Source organism: Variovorax sp. SG517 (genome assembly GCF_013376045.1).
In the GTDB taxonomy this organism is placed as follows: domain Bacteria; phylum Pseudomonadota; class Gammaproteobacteria; order Burkholderiales; family Burkholderiaceae_C; genus Variovorax.
Genome location: NZ_JABMJG010000015.1, coordinates 46,543 through 67,890, shown reverse-complemented (window position 1 = coordinate 67,890; position 21,348 = coordinate 46,543). Strand labels below are relative to the sequence as shown.

General features: G+C 65.7%; 23 protein-coding genes and 2 pseudogenes. 12 read left to right on the top strand and 13 right to left on the bottom strand.

All coding sequences use genetic code 11. The features are described 5' to 3' along the window. Nucleotides 1–207: 207 nt before the first annotated feature. The 5 genes from FHT32_RS32575 to FHT32_RS32555 form a co-directional block, all read right to left on the bottom strand. A complete protein-coding gene (locus FHT32_RS32575) occupies nucleotides 208–483 on the bottom strand; it encodes a hypothetical protein (protein WP_176668673.1) in 276 nt (91 codons plus the stop codon). Nucleotides 484–499: 16 nt separating this feature from the next. Further along, a complete protein-coding gene (locus FHT32_RS32570) occupies nucleotides 500–991 on the bottom strand; it encodes a ferritin-like domain-containing protein (protein ID WP_176668672.1) in 492 nt (163 codons plus the stop codon). Between the two features lie 54 nt (nucleotides 992–1,045). Beyond that, nucleotides 1,046–1,951: an alpha/beta fold hydrolase gene (locus tag FHT32_RS32565; protein ID WP_176668671.1), complete on the bottom strand. Its 906-nt coding sequence runs from the start codon at nucleotides 1,949–1,951 to the stop codon at nucleotides 1,046–1,048. Nucleotides 1,952–1,955: 4 nt separating this feature from the next. After that, a complete protein-coding gene (locus FHT32_RS32560) occupies nucleotides 1,956–2,855 on the bottom strand; it encodes a ZIP family metal transporter (RefSeq protein WP_176668670.1) in 900 nt (299 codons plus the stop codon). 754 nt (nucleotides 2,856–3,609) lie between these two features. Continuing rightward, complete coding sequence (locus tag FHT32_RS32555) at nucleotides 3,610–4,407, bottom strand: PASTA domain-containing protein (protein WP_176668669.1); 798 nt, start codon at nucleotides 4,405–4,407, stop codon at nucleotides 3,610–3,612. Between the two features lie 1,510 nt (nucleotides 4,408–5,917). On the opposite strand from FHT32_RS32555, the gene FHT32_RS32550 reads away from it, so the two are divergent. The 7 genes from FHT32_RS32550 to FHT32_RS32520 all read left to right on the top strand — a co-directional run bounded on the left by FHT32_RS32550 (nucleotide 5,918) and on the right by FHT32_RS32520 (nucleotide 12,576). Then, entirely contained in the window at nucleotides 5,918–7,273 is a 1,356-nt protein-coding gene (locus FHT32_RS32550; protein WP_176668668.1) for a cytochrome c, read from the top strand. A 32-nt stretch (nucleotides 7,274–7,305) separates the two neighbouring features. Beyond that, on the top strand, nucleotides 7,306–8,046 hold the full coding sequence (locus FHT32_RS32545) for a gluconate 2-dehydrogenase subunit 3 family protein (protein WP_176668667.1): 741 nt from the start codon (nucleotides 7,306–7,308) through the stop codon (nucleotides 8,044–8,046). Continuing rightward, nucleotides 8,046–9,821 carry a GMC family oxidoreductase gene (locus FHT32_RS32540; protein ID WP_218088520.1) on the top strand — a complete coding sequence of 592 codons (1,776 nt, stop codon included), beginning with the start codon at nucleotides 8,046–8,048 and terminating at the stop codon, nucleotides 9,819–9,821. The genes FHT32_RS32545 and FHT32_RS32540 overlap by 1 nt, the downstream gene beginning before the upstream one ends. A 367-nt stretch (nucleotides 9,822–10,188) precedes the next feature. Then, nucleotides 10,189–10,428 (top strand): hypothetical protein, encoded by a 240-nt coding sequence (locus FHT32_RS32535; RefSeq protein WP_176668666.1) that lies wholly within the window; start codon nucleotides 10,189–10,191, stop codon nucleotides 10,426–10,428. Between the two features lie 129 nt (nucleotides 10,429–10,557). After that, nucleotides 10,558–10,710, top strand: coding sequence for a hypothetical protein (locus FHT32_RS32530; protein ID WP_256099247.1), 153 nt, complete (start codon nucleotides 10,558–10,560; stop codon nucleotides 10,708–10,710). A 61-nt stretch (nucleotides 10,711–10,771) separates the two neighbouring features. Further along, entirely contained in the window at nucleotides 10,772–11,629 is an 858-nt protein-coding gene (locus FHT32_RS32525) for an alpha/beta fold hydrolase (protein ID WP_176668664.1), read from the top strand. A gap of 752 nt (nucleotides 11,630–12,381) precedes the next feature. Continuing rightward, nucleotides 12,382–12,576 (top strand): YqaE/Pmp3 family membrane protein, encoded by a 195-nt coding sequence (locus FHT32_RS32520; RefSeq protein WP_176668663.1) that lies wholly within the window; start codon nucleotides 12,382–12,384, stop codon nucleotides 12,574–12,576. Nucleotides 12,577–12,835: 259 nt separating this feature from the next. Here the strand turns inward: FHT32_RS32520 and FHT32_RS32515 are convergent, their stop codons facing one another. Further along, the gene (locus FHT32_RS32515; protein WP_176668662.1) at nucleotides 12,836–13,108 is read right to left on the bottom strand and encodes a helix-turn-helix domain-containing protein; all 273 of its coding nucleotides are present in this window, start codon (nucleotides 13,106–13,108) and stop codon (nucleotides 12,836–12,838) included. Nucleotides 13,109–13,360: 252 nt separating this feature from the next. On the opposite strand from FHT32_RS32515, the gene FHT32_RS32510 reads away from it, so the two are divergent. Beyond that, entirely contained in the window at nucleotides 13,361–13,933 is a 573-nt protein-coding gene (locus tag FHT32_RS32510) for an XRE family transcriptional regulator (protein ID WP_176668661.1), read from the top strand. Between the two features lie 384 nt (nucleotides 13,934–14,317). After that, a complete protein-coding gene (locus FHT32_RS32505) occupies nucleotides 14,318–14,479 on the top strand; it encodes a hypothetical protein (protein ID WP_176668660.1) in 162 nt (53 codons plus the stop codon). A gap of 111 nt (nucleotides 14,480–14,590) precedes the next feature. Here the strand turns inward: FHT32_RS32505 and FHT32_RS32500 are convergent, their stop codons facing one another. Next, entirely contained in the window at nucleotides 14,591–15,565 is a 975-nt protein-coding gene (locus tag FHT32_RS32500; RefSeq protein ID WP_256099246.1) for a LysR family transcriptional regulator, read from the bottom strand. 194 nt (nucleotides 15,566–15,759) lie between these two features. Between FHT32_RS32500 and FHT32_RS32495 the strand changes: the two genes are divergently transcribed. Together FHT32_RS32495 and FHT32_RS32490 are read left to right on the top strand one after the other, a co-directional pair. Continuing rightward, on the top strand, nucleotides 15,760–16,509 hold the full coding sequence (locus FHT32_RS32495) for a glucose 1-dehydrogenase (RefSeq protein ID WP_176668659.1): 750 nt from the start codon (nucleotides 15,760–15,762) through the stop codon (nucleotides 16,507–16,509). 27 nt (nucleotides 16,510–16,536) lie between these two features. Next, nucleotides 16,537–16,926 (top strand): nuclear transport factor 2 family protein, encoded by a 390-nt coding sequence (locus FHT32_RS32490; RefSeq protein WP_256099245.1) that lies wholly within the window; start codon nucleotides 16,537–16,539, stop codon nucleotides 16,924–16,926. Nucleotides 16,927–17,027: 101 nt separating this feature from the next. Here the strand turns inward: FHT32_RS32490 and FHT32_RS32485 are convergent, their stop codons facing one another. Further along, nucleotides 17,028–17,183: a hypothetical protein gene (locus FHT32_RS32485; protein WP_176668658.1), complete on the bottom strand. Its 156-nt coding sequence runs from the start codon at nucleotides 17,181–17,183 to the stop codon at nucleotides 17,028–17,030. A 54-nt stretch (nucleotides 17,184–17,237) separates the two neighbouring features. After that, nucleotides 17,238–17,408: pseudogene (locus tag FHT32_RS32480) on the bottom strand (NAD-dependent dehydratase); the annotation flags it as partial. Between the two features lie 24 nt (nucleotides 17,409–17,432). Between FHT32_RS32480 and istA the strand changes: the two are divergent. Then, nucleotides 17,433–18,251, top strand: a pseudogene (gene istA, locus FHT32_RS32475) (IS21 family transposase); the annotation flags it as partial. 115 nt (nucleotides 18,252–18,366) lie between these two features. Here istA and FHT32_RS32465 read toward each other — a convergent pair. The 4 genes from FHT32_RS32465 to FHT32_RS32450 all read right to left on the bottom strand — a co-directional run bounded on the left by FHT32_RS32465 (nucleotide 18,367) and on the right by FHT32_RS32450 (nucleotide 21,332). Beyond that, the gene (locus FHT32_RS32465; RefSeq protein WP_176668657.1) at nucleotides 18,367–19,359 is read right to left on the bottom strand and encodes a tripartite tricarboxylate transporter substrate binding protein; all 993 of its coding nucleotides are present in this window, start codon (nucleotides 19,357–19,359) and stop codon (nucleotides 18,367–18,369) included. Nucleotides 19,360–19,415: 56 nt separating this feature from the next. Further along, nucleotides 19,416–19,718, bottom strand: a complete 303-nt coding sequence (locus FHT32_RS32460) for a DUF1330 domain-containing protein (RefSeq protein WP_176668656.1) — start codon at nucleotides 19,716–19,718, stop codon at nucleotides 19,416–19,418. A gap of 14 nt (nucleotides 19,719–19,732) precedes the next feature. Continuing rightward, a complete protein-coding gene (locus tag FHT32_RS32455; RefSeq protein ID WP_176668655.1) occupies nucleotides 19,733–20,719 on the bottom strand; it encodes a quinone oxidoreductase in 987 nt (328 codons plus the stop codon). 70 nt (nucleotides 20,720–20,789) lie between these two features. Beyond that, the gene (locus FHT32_RS32450) at nucleotides 20,790–21,332 is read right to left on the bottom strand and encodes a VOC family protein (protein WP_176668654.1); all 543 of its coding nucleotides are present in this window, start codon (nucleotides 21,330–21,332) and stop codon (nucleotides 20,790–20,792) included. Nucleotides 21,333–21,348 lie beyond the last annotated feature (16 nt).

Here is a 21,348-nt window from a genome sequence, read left to right as displayed (position 1 = left end):
AAGATGGGAGCAACCTAAACCAATGCACCATCGCCGCCGTCGGACGAATGCCCGTCCGCGCGCGGATGCAGACGAAAAAAAGCGAGAACAAGGGCAGTGAAGGATCTGGATTCACGCGCTTTGGAGCCTTCCCCTGCAACACCGGCCATGCGTCGGTGCGAGCGTACGGGCTGAGGTTTGGCGCTTGGAACGCGACTCCGTGCCGGCTCAGTGAAGCAGCGGGGGCCTCGTCGTGCCCTCGTCGGACGGACCCGCGAGGTCCGCAGGGCCGAGCACCACCCGTTGCGCCCCGGTCTGCGCGTGGACCAGCAAAGCACGCTCGCGCAGAAGGCCCATGCAGGCCGTCAGCGTGCACAACTGGTCCGTCGGCTCTTCGCCGGCCAGGAATTCCAGCGCCGCGCGGGTCACGTGCACATGCAGACGACGACGATCAAGCAGCTGGATGCTGAACTCATAACCGTCGCCGTTGTATCTGTCCGGCACGTGACACCTCTTGCGATCAGGCGGCCGCTTCTTCGATCTGCGCGGCTTCGGCGAGCAGGCCCAGGCGCTTGTCGGTGGCCTGCTCTTCGGCGAGGCTGGCTTGGAGCAGCACAACCGCTTCGGCAAAGCCCAGCTTCTTGGCCATCAGGCTCAGCGAGGTGTAGCCCGCGATCTCGTAGTGCTCCGCCTTCTGGGCGGCTCCAATGAGCGCGGCGTCAAGCACCGGTCCCTTGCCGATCAGGTCGACCAAGGACATGGTCTCTTCGACCAAGCCTTCCATGCCGTCGCACTTCACGCGCTTGATCTTGAAGCCGCAGAGTTCGGCGACCTGTTCGAGCCGCTCGACCTGGGCGCGCGTTTCCTCCAGATGATCTTCGAACGCCTGCGAGAGTTCGGGGTCGGTGGCCGCGCGGGCGAGCTTCGGCAGCGATCGTGTCATCTGCTTCTCCGCGTTGTGCGTGTCCGAAATCTCGTGCACGAAAAGATCCATCACTGACTTGACTGGCATGTGTCGCTTCTCCATCGAAGTGGTTTGAAAGAACCTGAAATTGCGCGGCGCGCCTCAACGTTCATGTAGTCCTTGGGCGCGTCGGTCCGACAGTGCCGCGGCATTGGAGGCGTCCAGGAATTCGAGAAGCAGCGAGCTCACTTTCTGCGGCTCCTCGTGATGCAGCCAGTGCGAGGCGTGCGGCAGGTGCACGACTTCGGCGTTTGGGCAGTAAGGCAGCGCGGCCTCGACGAGGCCGGTCTCCAGCGCCGAGTCGGCATCGCCCCACACGATGCGCACCGGCGCTTCGATCTCGTCGGTGCAGGGCTGCGCGAAGGGCATGGCCCGGTACCAGTCGAGCATGGCGCGCAACGCCCCAGGCTCGGCCCACGCCGCGCGGTAGCCGGCGAGCTGGTCTTCGCCGAAGGTGCCCGCACGGCTGGAGTGCGTCAGCGCAGCTTGCAAGAGCGCGAAGTCGTTGGCGCGAAGAACCGCTTCGGGCACCCAGCGCATCTGGAAAAAGCCCACGTAGCTGCTTCGCAGCATCTGCAACGGGTGAGTCAGCGCGAACGAGAAGAACGTGGCGGGATGGGGTGCATTAAGGATGACCAGGCGCTCGATGGAGGTGGCCTCGCGCGCAGCCAGGTGCCAGGCAACCATGCCGCCCCAATCGTGACCGACGATGCTGAAGCGGGGTGCGTCCAGCGCACGCGCAATGCCCCTCACGTCGTCGGCCAGCGTGTCCAGGGCATAGCTGCCGACCCCGGCGGGTTTTGCCGATGTGCCGTAGCCCCGCTGGTCGGGGACCGCCACGCGCCAGCCCGCATCGACCAGGGGCTGGATCTGCCGCCGCCACGCGCCCCAATGTTCGGGAAAGCCGTGAAGCAGGATCACGAGCGGCGCGTCGGCACGGCCTGCGGTCACCACATGCAGGGCGACGCCGTTCGCGCGCAGGGTCTGGTGTTCAAGGGGCGCCGTCATGGGTTCAGCCCAACGCGGTGTCCAGGACCATCATCAGCACGAACCCCAGCAGGAGTCCTGTGGTCGCATGGGCCTCGTGGCCCTTGCGGTGCGACTCGGGAATGATCTCGTGGCTGATGACGAAGAGCATCGCGCCGGCGGCCATCGCAAGGCCCCACGGGAGCAGGGCGGCCGTCAGCCCGATGACTGCAGCGCCCAGGACGGCGGCGACCGGCTCGACCAGCCCCGACAACATGCCGAGCCCCGCCGCGCTCAGCTTGCCGTAGCCCACGCTTCGCAACGCCAGTGCGACGACCAGGCCTTCGGGCACGTCCTGGATCGAGATGCCGGTCGTCAGCGCGGCGGCGCCGACCGGATCGGTCCCCGCGAACGCGACGCCAATGGCCAGGCCTTCAGGCAGGTTGTGCAGCACGATGGCCAGCACGAAAAGCCACACGCGCTTGAGCGCGCGCGACTCCGGCCCTTCGACGCCCTTGACGAAATGCTCATGCGGGACGACGCGGTCGATGACGAGCAGCGCCAACGCGCCGAGCAATACGCCCGCTGCGACCAGGGCGCCGCTGCCCCACGCGCCGCCGCCTTGCGATTTGGCCGCCGCGAGCGCCGGTATGACCAGCGAAAACGAGCTGGCCGCGAGCATCACGCCCGCACCGAATCCCAGCATGCTGTCGTAGACCCGCTGCGAGAACTGCTGCGAAAGAAGAACCGGCACGGTCCCGAGTGCGGTGGCCAGCGCCGCGATGCACCCGCCGGTGAGCGCAGCGCCGGTGGCAGAGCCGGACCGGGCAAGCTGCACGCCTTCGACGATCAGCACCAGGACACCGGCGCATGCGATGGCAGCGCCGATCCAGCGCTTTGCCGTCCTCGCAACGGCCCAGGAGTTCGGGAAATGAATATCGGCCATGCGGACGTTCAGTGAAGGTGAGGAGGGCGAGCATTGGGGCTGCAGGGCGGCCGGCTGTAGGAAGACACCGCCCCTGGAATGCAGTTGACTTCCATTTCCATCACGGCGCGAGCTTCATCGCGCAATGCCTCGCCGGTGGCGGCGCAGGGTTCGCGCTGGGACTCGGGCAGGACGCTTCGGTGACATCTGACCGGCCGTTCGGATCGACAGCCACTGCTTCGAGGCGGCCCGCAGCGCGGTGACATCGCCGGTTGTCACTGGCTTCGCATCGTGGCCGACGCTTGGCGCAGGTGGCTCACCTGGGCCATCCGCCCATCCGCCCATCGGGCCATCGGGCAAGGCCGATACACACCCGGGCATGGTTCGCGGCGCGGGTCGTGCGCCCGGCTGCGGTGGCGGGGCTGATGCAGCCTTGCACCACCACTCGCATGATCGAGGTTGCCGCCGCACTCAGCCGTGCGGGTTGCCGGCCAGACGGGGAATCAGGCCAGCGAGCCGTTGCCCTCCGGCTGGGGCATGGCGCGCAAGGGTGACCGGACGACGCTGCCGCGGGTTGATCGCACATCCTGCGTGCCATTGCCGTGCGCAAGCTTTCGGGAGGTCGCAGTGCGCTTCACGTGGCTTCCTTCGCTGGATTGCGTGGCATTGGGGCATGCCGACGCGGCGCGCAGGCCGGTGCTACGAGCGCGCAAAAAAAGGCGTCGCGGTCGGCGTGCTCCTTGGGTTCGATGAGGTCCGCCAAGGTGGTGTGGATTCAACGGCACATGACGGCGTAGTCCGAGACACTCGGAAGGGCGTCTTCGCCTATGGTGGTCAAGGTCAGCCTGCCGGCCGGGCCGGCGTAGCCGAAATCGCAATAGCCAAGGCCGGTGCCCGCGCAGGACTCGGCCTCGGCGATGCCGCGCCTGACCAGCGCGGCCTGCCTCGGTTCAGGACTGGCCCCGCCCCGCACGGGCTTCCAGCCCTTGGCGGCGAGCACCTTGCGCGCCTTGTCGATCGACATGCCGTAGACGTTCGGCACCTTCGCCTGGCCCTTGCAGACCGACTCCTCATCGGCCAGCTTTCCCAGGTGCACAGTGCCGTCTGCCTCGATGCGCAGGTCGCCCACTGGCGAGCCGACCGCGTCGCCGTCCCACACCCGGACAGTGCCGCCCTCGAGTGCCGTCAGGTTGCCGATGGCGGTATCTTCCGCCGACTTGCCGTAGGCCAGCGCGAGCAGCTTGTCGCCGTCGAACACCGCCACGTTGCCCTGGGTGATGCCGCAGGTGCCGCTGGTGCCGGCTTCCATCTGGCCGGCAAAGCTGACCGCGCGGTAGGCGCCCAGCGGCACGTCCGCCGTCACCGCCCATCCCTGTGCAGCCACCAGCTTGGCCGCCGCCGACTTCGGCCGGATCACGCGCCACGGGCAACCGTTTCGATCGTCGGCACTGCCGCCTGCCTTGGGCAGGCTGGTGATCGCCTGGATGCGAATGTCCTTCAGGTCGGATTGCACGCGCACCGTCGGCGCGGCGGTTTGTGCCACCCCAGGCAGCGAGAGCGCGAGGCCCAGCAAGAGTGCCGTGCTCCGCGCAGTACACACATCGAGGATTCTTGGAAAGCTGCTTGACGGCATATTGAAGTTTGGATTGAAAGCAGGTCCGATGCGTGGCGTTCGTGCGCACGTACCGGTGGTGTGCATGAAGGTGGAGCGCGCATCGAGATGCGACCCGCACAGGTGTTCGCGCCCAACGGCGTGTCCCCCGGTGTGACCTTCGAGGCGATGTCAAAGGTCCCTCACCGTCGCAGCTCCTCTTGTTGCGCCTGCGCGGCGCGCTGAGCATACTATTTTGAGTGTGGCCGCTGCTCACCTCAAAGTGGTGTCGGCATCTGCGGCATTTGGTGTCCATCCTTCACGCTCCAACTCACCCAAGAAAGGTCACAAACGAGCCAGCGAAGTGTTCAGTTCCTGCGAAGAGCTCGCGGCTTGGATGGCGGCCGAACGAGGGGTTGAGTTTGCGATGAAATGGGCAGAGCAGATCGCCAAACGAGGGCGCGATCCGGCGCAAGCTTTGGCACGGGTGGCTTCGCTGCGAGACATCGCCAGCCAGCGCTTTGAACAGAGGATGGCGCACTTCGAACGGCGACAGCAGCTTCTGACCAAGCCGCATCGTCGTGCGCGAACTGCCCTGCCAGCCAGTCCAAGCTTCAGGAGGACTTCGCCTCCAGGCGTGCCAGGTCGGCCACAAATACGGCCAGCGTCTGCTTCATCGTTTCCAGCAAGACAATAGCAAGGCCTACCTGGTCGCCGTGAGGGTCCATTCGAGCAACCCGCACGGCCTGTTCGTCAACGAGGCGAGAGCCGTACGCGACGTGGCGTCGCGCGAGTCGCAAGGGTGTCTCAGTGTCGGGCATCATTCCCTACGGCTTAAGCCAATTTTGCAGTATGCGCCCGATCCGGGAGCATCCGGGTGACAGATCCCAGTTGTGCGGCAGTTCGTGTATGCGGCTGTTGGGGCTTCCAGCATGCGACGCCGGGATGCAGAGCCGACCAAACCCGATCCCAGCAGGCTGCCGGTGATGCCGGTGCTCCGGCGAGAAGGCGGTGAATGCAAGCTGGTGCATCGCCGCGCTCCCGGCTTCCGTTGTCGTCGAAGTCGTTCGAGCAGGGCGCCCTGTTCCGTCATGATCAGCCGGGTCGCCGTGGCCGGGGCCTTGAATTCGAGGGTGGCGAGCGAGATCGAGATCTTGCGGCCGTCCAGTTGCATCTCTCAGGCACAGACGATCCGTTCGCCGGGGATGAGGTCGAAGCAGGTCGCATCGAACTCGGTCACCATGCCGCATTTCTCTGCAGGGCAGCGGCAGCCCCCACATCGAAGCGGACACAGCCATGCCTTGGAGGCCAGCTCGCAGGGCCGGCATCCCTTCGTCGAACGCAGCGGCGACGGCGACTTCGATGCAGGAAATCCGGCCTTGCTGCAAACTGTTCGAAGCGTCGCGTGCCTTCGGGCCCGCATGCTGGCGCTGGAAATGCCCGTCGACATCCCTCACGCTGTAAACGCACCGCCCCCGAGAGGAGCGCATCGATGCTGAAAAAGTACCTATGGGTCGTGCTCGGCCTTGCGGCACTCGTCTTCACAGTCCTGTTGGCGCTGGCGCTGTGGCCGACGTCCACGAGGGCCCTCGCCGCTGGCGCGGACGGCCGTTCGCCGGGCCTGGTGGCCAAGGGGCAGTACCTGGCGCAGGCGGGCGACTGCGTGGCCTGCCACACCGCGTCGGGCGGCGCGCCCTTCGCGGGTGGGCTGCCGCTGGCCTCGCCCATCGGCGCGATCTACAGCACCAACATCACGCCCGATCGCGACAGTGGCATCGGCCGGTACTCGCTGGACGACTTCGACCGCGCCGTGCGCCACGGCATCCGGGCCGATGGCGACTCCCTGTATCCGGCGATGCCGTTTCCCTCCTATGCGCGCATGACGGACGACGACGTGCGCGCGCTGTATGCCTTCTTCATGCAGGGCGTGACGCCGGCGCCGGCGACCCCGCATCCGCGCGGCCTGGTCTGGCCCTTGTCGATCCGCTGGCCACTGGCGCTGTGGCGCAAGGCCTTCGCGCCCCGGCCCGATGCCGTCGCCTTCGATGCCCACCGCTATGCGGACATGTCGGTGGCCCGCGGTGCGTACCTCGTGCAGGGCCTGGGCCATTGCGGCAGTTGCCACACGCCGCGGTCGGTCACGATGCAGGAGAAGGCGCTGGACGAGTCCGGGTCCGCCTACCTGGCGGGCGGTCCGCTCATCGACGGATGGGTCGCGGTGACTCTGCGCGGCAATCCTGCCGATGGCCTGGGGGGCTGGTCGGCGGCCGACATCGTCGCCACCTTGCGGGCGGCGCGCAACCCGTCCCACGCGGTGGTCGGCGGTCCGATGAACGACGCCATCGTGCACAGCACGCAGCACCTGAGCGACGAGGACCTGAACGCCGTCGCCGCCTATCTGAAGACGCTGGAGCCGAGCGCCGATGCGGTGTCGGCATTCAAGCCGGACCCCGCCACGGCCATGGCCCTGTGGCAGGGCGTCAACGCGACGCGCGGCGCCGAGCTCTACGCGGACAACTGCGCGGGCTGTCACCGCAGCGATGGCAAGGGCTATGCGCGGGTCTTTCCCCGCATTGCCGGCAACTCGACCGTGTTGACCGCCGATCCGAGCTCGGTCATCCGGCTGATCCTGCAAGGCAGCCAGTTGCCCGCGACGGGCACGGCGCCTTCCGAACTGGCCATGCCCGGCTTTGGCTGGCGCCTGTCGGACGACGAGGTCGCGCAGCTCGCGAGCTTCGTGCGCCAGAGCTGGGGCAACCAGGCGCCGAAGGTGGACGCGGCGCAGGTCGGCCCCATTCGCCAGGCCGTCGAGAAGGACATGGCCGCGCAGGCGCCGGCCGCCCGATAGGCCTGGGCCCGGCCCTCTACAGGAGCATCACCGTGACCGCACCGAACCCACCCGATTCTTCCCCGGATTCTTCTTCCAGGCGCCGGCTCTTCAAGGGCCTGGGCGCAGCGACGTTCGCCGCCGTGGCGCTGCCTGCCTGCGACAGCCGTCCGGCCGCGGCAACGCCCGGCAAGGCGGGCGCAGCCCCGGAGACGCAGCCCTACACGCCGCGCTTTTTCACGGCCGACGAATGGGCCTTTGTCCGTGCTGCCAGCGGTCGGTTGATTCCGAGCGATGCGCTGGGGCCGGGGGCGATCGAGGCGGGCGTGCCGGAATTCATCGACCGGCAGATGGACACGCCCTGGGCCACGGGGGCGCTGTGGTACATGCAGGGCCCGTTCCAGGCCGATGCACCGGCCACGCTGGGCTATCAGTCGCAGCTCACGCCGCAGCAGATCTATCGGCTGGGCCTGGCCGCCGCCGACGGCTTCGTGCGCAAGGCCCACGGCAAGCCCTTTGCGCAGCTCGCCGCGGATGCGCAGGACGCGGCCTTGCACGCCATCGAAGCGGGGCAGGCGCAGTTCGACACCGTGCCGGCCGGGCTCTTCTTTTCGCTGCTGCTGCAGAACGTGCGCGAAGGCTTCTTTGCCGATCCCGTGCATGGCGGCAACCGCGGCCTGGTCGGCTGGAAGCTGATCGGTTTTCCGGGCGTGCGCGCCGATTTCATGGACTGGGTCGAGCGCGACGTGCCGTACCCGTTGCCGCCGGTGGCCCTGAGCGGGAGGCGAAGCTGATGGCGGCGCGCACGATGAAGAAGGCCGACGTGGTGATCGTCGGCTTCGGCTGGACCGGCGCGATCATGGCCAAGGAACTGACCGAGGCCGGTCTGAACGTGGTCGCACTCGAGCGCGGGCCGATGCGCGACACCGCCACCGACGGCATCTATCCCAAGGTGCTGGACGAACTGGCCTACAGCATCCGCCGCAAGCTCTTCCAGGACGTCTCGCGCGAGACGGTCACCGTGCGCCACGGGGTGAACGACACGGCGCTGCCCTATCGGCAGCTGGGTGCCTTCCTGCCGGGCACCGGCGTGGGCGGGGCGGGGCTGCACTGGTCGGGCGTGCACTTCCGCGTGGATCCCGTCGAGCTGCGGCTGCGCAGCCACTACGAGGAGCGCTATGGCCGCAGGTTCATTCCCGAGGGCATGACCATCCAGGACTTCGGCGTCAGCTACGAGGAGCTGGAGCCGCATTTCGACTTCGCGGAGAAGGTCTTCGGCACCTCGGGCGCGGCATGGACGGTGGCGGGCAAGCGGGTGGGCGAGGGCGGCAACCCGTTCGCACCGGACCGGTCGAGCGACTTCCCGCTGCCGCCGCAGAAGCGCACGGTGTCGGCGCAGCGCTTCGGCGAGGCGGCGCACAAGCTCGGCCACCATCCCTACGACCTGCCCTCGGCCAACGCCGCCGGCCCCTACACCAACCCCTACGGCTGCCAGATGGGGCCGTGCAACTTCTGCGGCTACTGCAGCGGCTACGTCTGCTACAACTACTCGAAGGCTTCGCCCAACGTCAACGTGCTGCCGGCCCTGCGGCTGGCGCCGAACTTCGAACTGCGCGCCAACGCCCACGTGCTCAGGGTGAACCTCTCGGGCGATCGCCGCAGCGCGACCGGCGTGACCTATCTCGATGCGCAGGGCAGCGAGGTCGAGCAGCCGGCCGACATCGTCGTCATCGCGGCCTTCCAGTTCCACAACGTGCGGCTGATGCTGTTGTCTGGCATCGGCACGCCGTACGACCCGGCCACCGGCAAGGGCACGGTGGGGCGCAACTTCGCCTACCAGAACATGGCGACCATCAAGGCCTACTTCGACAAGGACGTGCACGCCAATCCCTTCATCGGCGCGGGCGGCAACGGCGTCGCGATCGACGACTTCAACGCCGACAACTTCGATCACGGCCCCGCCGGCTTCGTCGGCGGCTCGCCGATGTGGGTCAACCAGGCCGGCACCAAGCCCATCAGCGGCATCTCGCTGCCCGACGGCGCGCCGGCCTGGGGCAGCGGCTGGAAGAAGGCCGTGGCCGACAACTACAACCACACGATCTCGATGGACGCGCATGGCGCGCACATGAGCTACCGCGACAACTACCTGAGCCTGGATCCGACCTACAAGGACGCATGGGGCCTGCCGCTGCTGCGCATGACCTTCGACTGGAAGGCCAACGACATCCGCATGACGCGCTTCATGGCGCAGAAGATGCAGCGCATCGCCGAGGTCATGGGCCCGAAGGCTTTGCGCGTTCTCGTCAAGAACCTCGGCGAGCATTTCGACGTCGTGGGCTACCAGACCACCCACCTCAACGGCGGCGCGATCATGGGCATCGACCCGGGCACCAGCGCAGTCAACCGCTACCTGCAGAGCTGGGACGTGCACAACGTCTTCGTGCCAGGCGGCTCGGCCTTCCCGCAGGGACTGGGCTACAACCCGACCGGGCTGGTGGCGGCGCTGACCTACTGGTCGGCGAAGGCGATTCGCGAGCGGTATCTCAAGGCGCCCGGGCCGATGGCCTGAGAGGGCCCAGCGTTCGGCCGATGGCGAGCCCGCAATGCGGGGGGGATTTCTGGGCCACATGGCCATCCGTCGGATTTGAGAGGTGAGCCTCATGCGTCGGCTGTTCGTGTAGCTTCGCCGATGCCGGGGGTTGTGGGAACAGGTGCGGTCGTTCGCGAACCCCGTGCGAGCGCCTTCGGCGACGACCGCCCGCAGGCCCATAGGGCGGGCCCGCGCTCGCGGTTCCTCCTACAACTGCGAGAGCGGCCCGCCGACGAGCCGCGGTGGGCAGTCTGCCTACCTTGTCGCGATGTCCTTCCCGAGCGTGAGGACCTCCGAGGATCGGCGTCGTTGGCGTTCGATCCGAAATTGCGATGAGAACAATCTCATGGACGACATGCTGGATCTGATTCAGTGGCCGGCTTTTCTGGCATCACTCGCCGCGGCTTGGCTGGTTGCATCCGATACGAGGCGGCGCAGAAACTCGGGCTTCTGGGTGTTCCTGCTCAGCAACGTGCTGTGGACAGCGTGGAGCTGGCACAGCCGCGCCTTTGCACTGATCGCGCTGCAGGTCTGCCTGGCTGCCCTCAACCTACGGGGGCTGCGCAAGACGGAGCCTTCGGGGTAGGCGTTCTCAATCTCTCGTGATCCGGCTTGTTGAACTGTCGGGCGGGAGCTTTGTGAGTGACGCACTGAATGAGGAACCCAAATGCACCGCAGACATCGGGACACGAAGATGCGCATTGGCCGCCGTCTCATGGCCGCGCTGCTCGCGGCGGCCGTGGTCAGCGTTGCCTGCTTGCTCTTCGCCTATGGGATGCACGAGCCAAAAAAAGCACCCGGCGAAGTCCCTGCTCGAGGCGCCGCGACGCCGCTGCAGGACAACACGGGTCCGCCCGCTTCGAAGTAGTTGCACGATTCGCGGCGCGGCCGCGTGCGTCGCCGGGAAGGACCGATTCGACGGAGGAACCATGTTCGAGGGCTTCACTGAAGAGCGCCTGGTGCTGAAGGACGCGACGCTGCATGTGCGCCATGGCGGCACCGGCGCGCCGGTGTTGTTGCTGCATGGGCACCCGCGTACCCACGCCACCTGGGCGCAGGTGGCGCCGTTGCTGGCGAGGCACTTTACGGTGGTATGTCCCGACCTGCGCGGCTTCGGCGAGTCTTCCAAACCGGCGGACACGGCGGACCACGCAGGCTCGTCCAAGCGCGCGAAGGCGGCCGACTGCGTACAGCTCATGCGGCGGCTCGGGCATTCGCGCTTCGCGGTGGTGGGCCATGATCGCGGTGCCTATGTGGCATTCCGGGCCGCCATGGACCATCCGGATGCGATCAGCCGCCTCGTGGTGCTGGACGCGGTTCCCATCGTCGAGGCGCTGGAGCGCTGCAACGCCCGCTTTGCGCAACGGTGGTGGCACTGGTTCTTCTATGCGCAGCCCGACAAGCCCGAGCGCGCCATCCTCGCCGACCCCGACGCCTGGTATGGCGGATCGCCGAAGCACATGGGCGCCGAAGCGTTCGAAGACTTCCGGCGGGCCATTCACGACCCGGACGCCGTGCATGCGATGGTGGAAGACTATCGCGCGGGACTGGGCGTCGATCGCATGCACGACGAAGAAGACCGCCGAGGCGGCCGCAAGATTCGATGCCCGATGCTGTGCATGTGGGCGAAGCAGGATGACCTAGAAGCGCTCTATGGCGATGTGCTCGGCGTGTGGGCGTCCTGGGCCAGCGATCTGCGAGGCGGTTCGCTCGATTGCGGGCATCACATGGCCGAGGAGAAACCCGTGGAACTCGCGGCGCAGCTGCTGAATTTTCTTCGGCGCTGAATCCTGTGATCGGGCGCGACGTATGTCTCTCAGGATCTGTTTGCGCCGAGGACTTGCCCAACTGCAGTCAATTCAAGTTCAGCCGTTCGCCGCCGCTGGTCGAGATTCAGCCAGCGGGATCGCAGCACCCGGCGGTCCAGCTTCCGCTTGCGAGGTCCGCGAGCACGAGCCGCTTCGTACCGACCTCGCTCGCTCACAGCACCCGCAACATCCGACCTTCTTGGAACGCCTCTGGATCGATGCGATGGGTCGAAGACATCGCTTCGAAGGAGCCGTCGTGGGGACTCGTCCGAGATCGACATCGAGCCCGCATCCGGAATAAGGCGTTGTTCCTTGTGAGGTCGAGTCGGAGTCGCTTGATTCAGACGGTCGTTCGATGGGCCATGCGCCGAGCACGGCGCATGGATAAAGCCGACTGGCCCCCGGGATGCATTCGTATGCTGCCGAAGGCACGGCGCGGGATCCATGCACGCCGCGCCCTGTCGCTGCGGCCAAGCGGCGAAAGCGCCGGAATTACGGGCCGGATTGGCTACTTCCTCCAGCATTCGCGAGGCTAAATGGTCCCGCCAGAGCGCTCAATCCAGCGGACGGCAACCTTGGCGGGGCAGACTCTGAAGCAGCGATCCGTGATGAGCTGGGGTCTGGCGCGAAGCGATTCCCTTCAGGTAACCTCAGTCGTGAACGTAGCGTCGCTGCTCGAAGCGAGCTTCGTGGGACAGGCTTGGAGATTTGCGCAGCAGAAAGGATGAGCGATGCGTCTGTTGATCGCCTTGATTTTGCCGTGGCTGGCGTTCTTCACGATCGGTCGGCCGGTCGCCGCCGTGATCTGTCTGATTCTTCAGATTACCTTGATCGGATGGCTGCCCGCGACGATATGGGCGGTGTACGCGTTGGGCCAGTACAAGACCGACAAGAAGATCGAAAAGGCACTCAGTCAAAGAGTGTGACGGAGGCTGTGCGTACTTGTTCGGCGTTGCCCGCGCACATCGCTTGAGACTTGATCGCGCTGCTGATCTGTAAGAAACCCCGCATCTCGGGGCTATTGCGCGCAGCCTAGCTTTCGGATCGCTGCTGCATTGGCGGTGCGTTGTATTCCCCTCTCACTTTCTCTCCTGACGTTCGGTATGCCGAACGTCAGGGAACCGCTTGGGAATCCGCATCCATTGGTTCCTTCTGACTGCCAAGGTCGAGAATCTCCCGGGCGCGCTATCCGGTGGCCGGCTTGGCTCGAAGTTCCTTCCTATAGCGCTTCATGAGGGAGTGCATGAGCTCTGCTGGATCGGTCTCGAGCCCGTTGCACAGAAGAACGAGGCTCGTCAGCGAAGGACTCGAGGTGCCGGTCTCGAGCTTGGCGATGAATGTGCGATTGAGCCCCGACGCAAATCCAAGCTCCTCCTGATTGAAGCCGCGCTCTGCTCGCCGAGCCTTCAGCTCGGCCGCAAAGGCTTTCAGCAGCGCGGGATCCTGCGTCGATCGCATGCGATGACTCTCATCGCGCGGGCTCCTTTATGCACCCGCCTGTATGGTACAAAATGGAGGTAGCCTGTTCTCCCGCTCGAAATTGGATCGAGGAAGCCGCTGGAGAACTTGGTCAGCCCCGTTTCAAGCCTTCATCGCTGGCACAAGATTCACATGGCGCGTCACCCTATTGCCTCACCCCTGCCGACGGCTCGCCCGCTGCGTTTGCCGGTCTCCGTGACGCGTGTGCGGTCCCGGCGACCTGCGCCTGTCGTGCGCAGCTTGTCCGCCGCGCGCATCGGCGCGCAGGTGAGGGCGCTGCGCATGGCGGCGGGGCGGTCTGCGGGCCAACTGGCGCTGGCGTCGGAAATCTCGGCCTCGATGCTCTCGCGCATCGAGCGGGGGCTGGTCTCGCCGTCGGTGGAGACCTTGGAGCGGCTCGCGCAGGGGTTGCATGTGCCTGTGTCGCGCTTCTTCGGAGACCAGGCCCGGCGCACGGACTTCTGCCATGTGCGGGCAGGGCAGGGGCTCGCGGTCGACCGCATCGGGGCCGTGGCGGGCTACCGCTACGAGTTGCTGGGGCACTCGCTGTCGGGCAATCTCTTCGTCGAGCCTTACCTCGTGACGTTGTTGCCGGAGGCGGGGCCATACGTGACCTTCCAGCATCCGGGGCTCAAGTTCCTGTACTTCCTGTCCGGGGCGGTGACCTACCGCTACGGCGCGAAGGCGGTGGAGGTGGGGGCAGGGGACACGCTGCTGTTCGATGCGACAGCGCTGCATGGGATCGAGGCGATCCTTGCAGGGCCGGTGTCGTACCTCTCGGTGGTCTTCACGCTCAGGGAGTGAGGCAGTCGAGGCGGATGGCTGTCCTGACTTGGGAGTGGCCAATTTGCCGGTCGAAGCCAACAGCATGGCCATCGAAGCTGACCTCAACATCGCCGAGATTCCCTGCGAGTCAGGAGCCATCAGATTCCGTTACCCATCATTTAAGCCGTCTGCGTCTTGGTCCGCTATCCCAGAGGGCAGGAAATTCTTCATTCAGCGGGTCGTATGGGACCAGGTCCAAACCGTCGATTCGCAGCCAGTCACCTACGGCGCGGAATCTCCCATAGAGGAAGAAGGCTTCAGAGAGTTGCTGTCCGAGCTACGGGCAGCGACGCCTCGGGCGACGTGAGCCGCGAAGCGCACGAAATGTCAGTCCTCAGGATGATCCGCGCGGGGGCCAACCCCATGACCTGGCTGGCGATCGTCTCCGAGTGGCAACGGGATTGGGCTGGAACCCAGTACCTCGAAACCTTGTCGCCCGTGCTGGCCGAGCATTCGGGGGGAACGGGCGTTGCGCTGGGCTGGGAGCTTCAGCTCCTCTCCGCGCCCCGCGACGGAGCCGCCTGAGTACTGGCACCGCGTCGCACGACCATGGCAACCACCCCGCGCATGTGCTGACCGAGGGCAGAACCGAGAACGGTGCCTGCTTGGGTCTCTTAAAGAGGAGCGCCCCAGGAACTAGCCAGTTCGCCCTGCGTGCCGTGTACGCGGCCTGGCGTAGGAAGATGCTGTCTTCGTGGGAAACTTGCCTTCATTGAGTCGCCCAGGGAAGACCTCGACCACCCAATCGATGAAGACCCGCAGCCGATGGGTGACATGCCGGTTTTGCGGATAGACGACGTGGAACGGATAGGGCGCTGGCCGCCAAGCCTTCAGGATTTCCACCAGCGAGCCGTCGCGCAGTGCCGAGGCGGCAGCGTAGGCAAAGGTCTGGACGATCCCCAGACCTGCCACGCACGCGGCCAGATGTGCGTTGCTCTCGTTGACGCCCATGCGATGCTCGACCTTGATCTCGGTCTTCTCACCGCCCCGCTCGAATCGAAACGGCGTGGCCCGGCCCGTCTGGCTGGACACGTAGCTCACCAGCCGGTGGCCGTTCTTCAACTCGTCGGGGTAGGCAGGCGTGCCGTAATGCTTGAGATAGCCGGGCGTGGCGCAAGTGATCATCACCGCCTCGCCCACGCGGCGGCTCACCAGCGACGAGCTTTCCAGCGGACCGCCGCGTATCACGCAGTCGACGTTGTCGCCGATCAGGTCCACCGGACGGTCGGACACGCCCAGGTCGATGCGGATGTCGGGGTAGCGCGCCACGAAGTCCGGCAGCAGCGGAATGAGCACGTCGCGCGCGGTGGAGCCGCCGACGTCGATGCGCAGATGCCCGCGCGGCCTGCCGCGCGCGAGATTGAACGAGGCATCGATGTCTTCCAGATCGCGCAGGATGCGCGTGCACTTGGCGTGGTAGTCCTGGCCTTCCGGCGTCACCGTCACGCGCCGGGTCGTGCGCTGCAGCAGCGACACCCCGAGATGGGCCTCCAGTTCGCGCACCAGCTTGCTCACCGTGGCGATAGGCATGTCGAGCGAATCGGCCGCGCGGGTGAATCCGCCGGCTTCCACCACGCGGGCGAAGGCGCGCATCGCCAGCAGTTGGTCCATGGGCATTCCTAGCTGCAGAACAAGCCCTTGATTATCCATGTACATGGATAGTTATTCCATTCAGTTCGCTTTTTCATTCAATCAGCGAAACCTACATTTGCTCCATGCCTCAAGCGAAGCGCCGCTGCAGAAGCGCAGCGGGACCGTCGAGAGGCATCGATCCATCCTCATTCATTCACGAAACGGAGCACACCATGAACAAGCAACTCGAAGGCAAGATCGCCTTGGTCACCGGCGGCAGCAGCGGCATCGGCCTCGGAGCCGCGAAGGAACTCGCGGCGCAGGGCGCGCGCGTCTTCATCACCGGCCGTCGCCAGCAGGAGCTGGACGCGGCGGTCGCACAGATCGGCTCTTCCGCCACGGCGCTGCGCGCCGACGCGTCGGTGCTGTCGGACCTTGATGCCGTCTACGCGCACATCGCGAAGGCGGCCGGCCGGCTGGACATCCTGTTCGCCAACGCCGGCGGCGGCGACATGATGCCGCTGGGCGCCATCACCGAAGAGCACTTCGATCGCATCTTCGGCACCAACGTGCGCGGCGTGCTGTTCACGGTGCAGAAGGCGCTGCCCCTGCTGAGCAACGGGGCCTCGGTGATCCTTACCTCCTCCACCACCTCCATCCAGGGCACGGCCAGCTTCAGCGTCTACAGCGCGAGCAAGGCGGCGGTGCGCAACTTCGCGCGCTCCTGGGCCCTGGACCTCAAGGACCGCGGCATCCGCGTCAACGCCGTGAGCCCCGGCCCGATCCGCACACCCGGCCTGGGCGACCTCGTGCCCGAGGAGGCGCGCCAGGGGCTCTTCGACCACCTGGCATCGCAGGTACCGCTGGGCCGCCTGGGCGAGCCCGGCGAAATCGGCAAGGCCGTCGCCTTCCTCGCCTCCGATGCCGCAAGCTTCGTCAACGGCATCGAGCTCTTCGTCGATGGCGGCATGGCCCAAGTCTGACCTGCCCACGCATCCAAGGAATTGCAAATGACCAAACTGACCACCGCAACCGATCTCCTCAATGCCTATCTGAACAGCGTCTCGAATCCCGAGGCAGCCGGGGCACTGTTTGCGGAAGACGGCATCCTGGAACTGCCAACCGTCAATGCGCGAGCCCAGGGGCCGGCCGCGGTTGCCGATTTGCTGACGGGGCTACTGAAGAAAGTTCCAGACTTCGCTTTTCAAGAGCCTACGTTCTGGATCCAGACGCCCGATCGAGTGTTTGCCGAGTACAGGGTCGAGGCACTGGTTCCGGACACCGGCAAGATCTACCGGCAAGTCTACGCAGGGGTTCTGATCGCAGAGGACGGTCGAATCAAGCTGTTGCGGGAGGCCCTTGATACGGCTGAGGCGGCTCGCGCGTTCAAAAAGGATTGACCTGTCAAAAAGCAAAGAGCGCTCCTGAGAGGGCGTCTTCATTCTGAACTCGGAAGTCCGCTCCGCTAGTGAACGGGAGACGCAGGGCATGCGATGGCCGGCTATCGACCATCGCATGCAGCGGCTCGGTCAATTGCTTCCTCGGCCTGAAACAGGTTGAAGAAGCCACAACGCTCCTCCGCCAGGATCGCGATGGACGGGACCGGCGTGCTGCGCTGGCCGCCCTTCGCGTATGCCCCCTTCAAACGGGTGGCCACGGTGCGGATGTCCCGAGGCGCGCCCCGACACACCGGCGGCGGGTCGTCTCCCGTCTACTTGCCCATCGACGCACGCCGAATCAGATCGAGCCCTTCCCGGTAGGTCGTCACCTTGAACTCCGGGAACCGTCGCTTGAATTTCGACGAATCAAAGAGATTGTCCTGTTCGTACCGGGGCAGCAGTTCCCGGATCTCGCGCACCTGCCGCGAGAAGATGCCAGCGGCGCGCAGGGTGTTGATTTCCATCCAGAAGTGACCCAGTTCGACTGGAGCGAGGACTGGGCTGTCATCGCCGGCGAGCGCACCAAGCTGCAGGTGGCGCACTTCAAGCTCAGCCACAGCCGCGCGTTCATCGTGCGCGCCTATCTGCTGCAGACCCACGAGATGCTGTTCGACGCGCACGACCGAGCCTTCGAGGTGCTCGGCGGCGTACCGCGACGGGGCATCTACGACAACATGAAGACGGCCGTGGACAAGGTACGCCGCGGCAAGGAGCGAGACATCAACGCGCGCTTCGGCGCCATGGTCAGTCACTACCTGTTCGAGGCCGAGTTCTGCAACCCGGCCTCCGGCCGGGAGAAGGGCCAGGTCGAGAAGAACGTGCGTGATGCGCGGCACCGACTGTGGCAGCCCGTGCCTGCGTTTGCCACGCTGGCGCTGCTCAACGGCTGGCTGGAGGAGCGCTGCAAGGCGCTGTGGGGCCAGATCGCCCACGGCAAGCTGCCGGGCACCATCGCCGAAGTCTGGGTGCAGGAGCGTGCGCTGCTCATGCCGGTGCCCAGGCCCTTCGATGGTTTCGTCGAGCACACCAAGCGTGTCTCGCCCACCTGCCTGGTGCACTTCGAGCGCAACCGCTACAGCGTGCCGGCCTCCTACGCGAGCTTCTTCCAATTGCTCAAGCGAGAGCGCATTCGCCGACAGATCTATTCGACGCGCGATGAGGCCAGGGCCGATGTCTTCAACTACATCGAGATGTTCTATAACCCCAGGCGTCGCCACAACACCGCCGGCGACTTGTCGCCCGTAGAGTTCGAACGACGCTATTTCCAACGGCTCAAAAGTGTCTAGGGAAGCCGGGGCGATTCACCGCAGCCCACCTCTACACGCTGGACCTCGATGTCGCCAGATCGGACTCGTTTTCGTGCGTGACGCGCAGGTGCTTAGTCCATGTTTCGAGCGAGGTTCAGGTGGTGGTGATCTCCAGCTTGCGGACGATGTCACCCCAGAACTCGTAGTCCTTCGCCATCGCGGTGTTGAGCGCCTCGGCGCTGGTGCCGGTGCCGACGGCGGCGAACTCCATCAGGCGTCTGATGGTGTCGCGGTCCTGCGCGATCTTGACCATCTGCTTGTTAAGTGCCGAGACGATCTCCGCAGGCGTGCCGCGCCGGGCAAAGAAGCCGTGCCATGTGCTTCCGATGGTCCCGTCCTCATCCAGCCCCGGCTTGTACTCGTTGATGGTTCCCACGTTGGGCAGGAATTCGATGCGCTTGGCGCCGCTCACGGCGATGGCCTTGACGCCGCCCGACTGCACTCGCGGCACCGCGGTGCCGGAACCTTCGAGGAAGATCGGTACGGTGCCCGCCATCACATCCGTCGCTGGATTGCCGGTGTACGGGATGTGATTGATCTTGAGGTCCAGCTGCTGCGCCCAGTACGCGACGGCCAGATGGGGATGCGAGCCGACGCCCAGCGACGCGTAGTCGAGCTTGCCCGGGTTCTTGCGCGCATAGTCGACCAACTCCTTCATGTTCGAGAAGGGCGCATTCGGCGTCGCGATCAGCACATGCGGAAGCGTGCAGACCTGGCTGATGGCGGTGTAGTCCTTCACCGGGTTTAGCTTCATCTTGGGAAACACGTGCGGCGTGATTCCCATGATCGATCGCACCGAATAGAACAGGTTGTAGCCATCGGCGGTTCGTTCCATGACGGTGTTCCAACCCAACGAGCCGCCGGCACCCGGCTTGTTCTCGACGACGAACGCCTGTCCGAACTCCCGCGACAGCTTCTCAGCGAAGATGCGAGCCATGACGTCGACGTTGGCGCCGGGCGGAAACGGCACGACTAGCTTGACCGCCTTGTTGGGAAAAGCATCCGAGGCCAGGACCCTGGGCGCGGCCATGACAGCGGACAGCCCCATGACGAACGACCTGCGTCCAATTCGTTCTTTCGATTCCATTTGATGTCTCCATGCTCTTGTTGGCATGGCTGACCAGCCATGCACGGCTTTCGAAATCAGGGTGTTGCGTCACCTCCTTCTACGAGGGCGATCTCGACCACACCGGCACCACCCCGGCGCGCGCTAGCGGCGGCCACATACTCGGCCGACTCGAAGCAGGCAATGCCAGCCTCGAAGCTGCCGAATTCGATGACGACGAAACGATGGAAATCAGCCGGGCCTTCAAGAATCCTGAAGCGCCCGCCACGCGCTAGGACGCGGCCGCCGTGCGCCGCGACGATGGCAGGCACGCGATCGGTGTAGCGCTTGTATCGCGCTGGGTCCTTCACGGCGGCGCGGGCGATCCAGTAGGCGGGCATGGCTGATCGGTCCTTTAGGGCAGGATCACGCTCGATCCCATCGTGCGACCGCCTTCGAGGTCGGCATGCGCGCGCGCAATGTCCTTCAGCGCATAGCGCTGGTTCACAGACACGTGCAGGGCCCCCCGCTCGAACATCGCGAACACCGTGGCGGCGGAGTTGCGCAAGTCGTCGTCCGAAGCGGTGTACGTGACCAGCGTCGGTCGCGTGAAGTAAAGCGACCCCATCTTCTGCAGCGTCGATGCCGGCACCGGCGGGGGGGCGCCGGTCGTTGTGCCGAAGCTGACAAAATAGCCGCGTGGCGCGAGGCTCGCCAAGGACGCCTCGAAGCTTTCCTTGCCGACCGAGTCGTAGACCACCGGCACGCCGCGTCCGCCGGTGATCTCTTTCACCCGTGCAGGGATGTCTTCGGTCAATCGGTCGATGCAGAACTCGTATCCATTGGCCAGTGCAAGCGCCACCTTCTCGCGGCCGGCCGCGACGCCGATCATCCTCGCCCCGAGCGCCTTTCCCCACTGGCCGGCCAGCAGACCCACGCCGCCGGCGGCCGCGTGCATGAGCACGAACTGGCCGGGCTGCACGGGGTAACAGCGCTGCAGCAAGTACTCGACGGTCATGCCCTTCAGCAGCGAGGCGGTCAGCGTCTCGTCCTTCATGTGCGCAGGTGAGTGCAGCAGTCGCGCGGCCGGATAGTTGCGGTGCGTTGCGCACGCACCGAGTACCGGACCACTGGCATAGCAGACGCGCTGGCCGATAGCGAAGCCGCGGACCCCTTCGCCGAGCGCTTCCACGACCCCCGCGGCTTCGGTGCCCAGCCCGCTGGGCATGGGGGCCGGGTACTGGCCGGAACGGGTGTAGATGTCCTGGTAGTTCAGGCCGATAGCTGTGTGACGGATGCGTACCTCGCCGGCGCCGGGCGGCGGCAGCTCGAACTCCTCGAGCCGCAGCACTTCAGGGCCCCCGGGGGTATGGATACGGACTGCGGTGATTTGGGTCGTCATAAGCGAAAGGTTTCAGGCAAAGCTCCGCCGAGGCCGCTAGCGCAGCAGCCGTGGCGTGGGCGAGAGGAGGTCAGAAGCTCGAGATCGGGACCGCTGGCTTGGCGGTCATCACTTCGGCAGTAGTGCTCTCATTGGCACCTGCGTCGGTCCATGCCGGCACGCGGCCGATGCGCGCCGCCTCGTGCCAAGCGAAGTTCAGCTCGACCTTGATGCCGTTGATCGGCTCGCGCATGAACAACTGGTACAGGTTCGAGTTGTGCGCCTTGCGCTCGTTGAACTCGACGCCGTTCGCAGTCAGTCGCTCGATGAACTCCTCGATGCCTTCGCAGTTGAGGCAAAGATGGTCGATCCGTCCGGAGCCGAGCGCGCCTGCCGCGCTGAAGTCCTCGCCTTCCTTGTCGGTCGGCGTCTTCAGATATGTGTCCTGGTGGCTCGAGTAGCGCGCCTTCCCGATGTGGATGACGTCTTGGTCGCCGATGTAGAGCCAGTAGACCGGAAAGCCGAATTCCGGGTGATCGCCGTTGCGGAAGCCCAAGTTTTCGACGAACCAGTCCCGGGTGGCTTCCGGGTCGTGGGTGAGGATCAGCAGGTGTTCGAGGAATCGCAGTCCCATGGATGTCTCCTTGTCG

Excerpts from the sequence above, each read along its gene's own strand:
- FHT32_RS32570 (WP_176668672.1), bottom strand. The coding sequence starts at position 991 with ATGCCAGTCAAGTCAGTGATGGATCTTTTCGTGCACGAGATTTCGGAC.
- FHT32_RS32565 (WP_176668671.1), bottom strand. The coding sequence starts at position 1,951 with ATGACGGCGCCCCTTGAACACCAGACCCTGCGCGCGAACGGCGTCGCC.
- FHT32_RS32560 (WP_176668670.1), bottom strand. The coding sequence starts at position 2,855 with ATGGCCGATATTCATTTCCCGAACTCCTGGGCCGTTGCGAGGACGGCA.
- FHT32_RS32550 (WP_176668668.1), top strand. The coding sequence starts at position 5,918 with ATGCTGAAAAAGTACCTATGGGTCGTGCTCGGCCTTGCGGCACTCGTC.
- FHT32_RS32540 (WP_218088520.1), top strand. The coding sequence starts at position 8,046 with ATGGCGGCGCGCACGATGAAGAAGGCCGACGTGGTGATCGTCGGCTTC.
- FHT32_RS32535 (WP_176668666.1), top strand. The coding sequence starts at position 10,189 with ATGGACGACATGCTGGATCTGATTCAGTGGCCGGCTTTTCTGGCATCA.
- FHT32_RS32530 (WP_256099247.1), top strand. The coding sequence starts at position 10,558 with ATGGCCGCGCTGCTCGCGGCGGCCGTGGTCAGCGTTGCCTGCTTGCTC.
- FHT32_RS32525 (WP_176668664.1), top strand. The coding sequence starts at position 10,772 with ATGTTCGAGGGCTTCACTGAAGAGCGCCTGGTGCTGAAGGACGCGACG.
- FHT32_RS32520 (WP_176668663.1), top strand. The coding sequence starts at position 12,382 with ATGCGTCTGTTGATCGCCTTGATTTTGCCGTGGCTGGCGTTCTTCACG.
- FHT32_RS32515 (WP_176668662.1), bottom strand. The coding sequence starts at position 13,108 with ATGCGATCGACGCAGGATCCCGCGCTGCTGAAAGCCTTTGCGGCCGAG.
- FHT32_RS32505 (WP_176668660.1), top strand. The coding sequence starts at position 14,318 with ATGACCTGGCTGGCGATCGTCTCCGAGTGGCAACGGGATTGGGCTGGA.
- FHT32_RS32500 (WP_256099246.1), bottom strand. The coding sequence starts at position 15,565 with ATGGACCAACTGCTGGCGATGCGCGCCTTCGCCCGCGTGGTGGAAGCC.
- FHT32_RS32495 (WP_176668659.1), top strand. The coding sequence starts at position 15,760 with ATGAACAAGCAACTCGAAGGCAAGATCGCCTTGGTCACCGGCGGCAGC.
- FHT32_RS32490 (WP_256099245.1), top strand. The coding sequence starts at position 16,537 with ATGACCAAACTGACCACCGCAACCGATCTCCTCAATGCCTATCTGAAC.
- FHT32_RS32465 (WP_176668657.1), bottom strand. The coding sequence starts at position 19,359 with ATGGAATCGAAAGAACGAATTGGACGCAGGTCGTTCGTCATGGGGCTG.
- FHT32_RS32460 (WP_176668656.1), bottom strand. The coding sequence starts at position 19,718 with ATGCCCGCCTACTGGATCGCCCGCGCCGCCGTGAAGGACCCAGCGCGA.
- FHT32_RS32455 (WP_176668655.1), bottom strand. The coding sequence starts at position 20,719 with ATGACGACCCAAATCACCGCAGTCCGTATCCATACCCCCGGGGGCCCT.
- FHT32_RS32450 (WP_176668654.1), bottom strand. The coding sequence starts at position 21,332 with ATGGGACTGCGATTCCTCGAACACCTGCTGATCCTCACCCACGACCCG.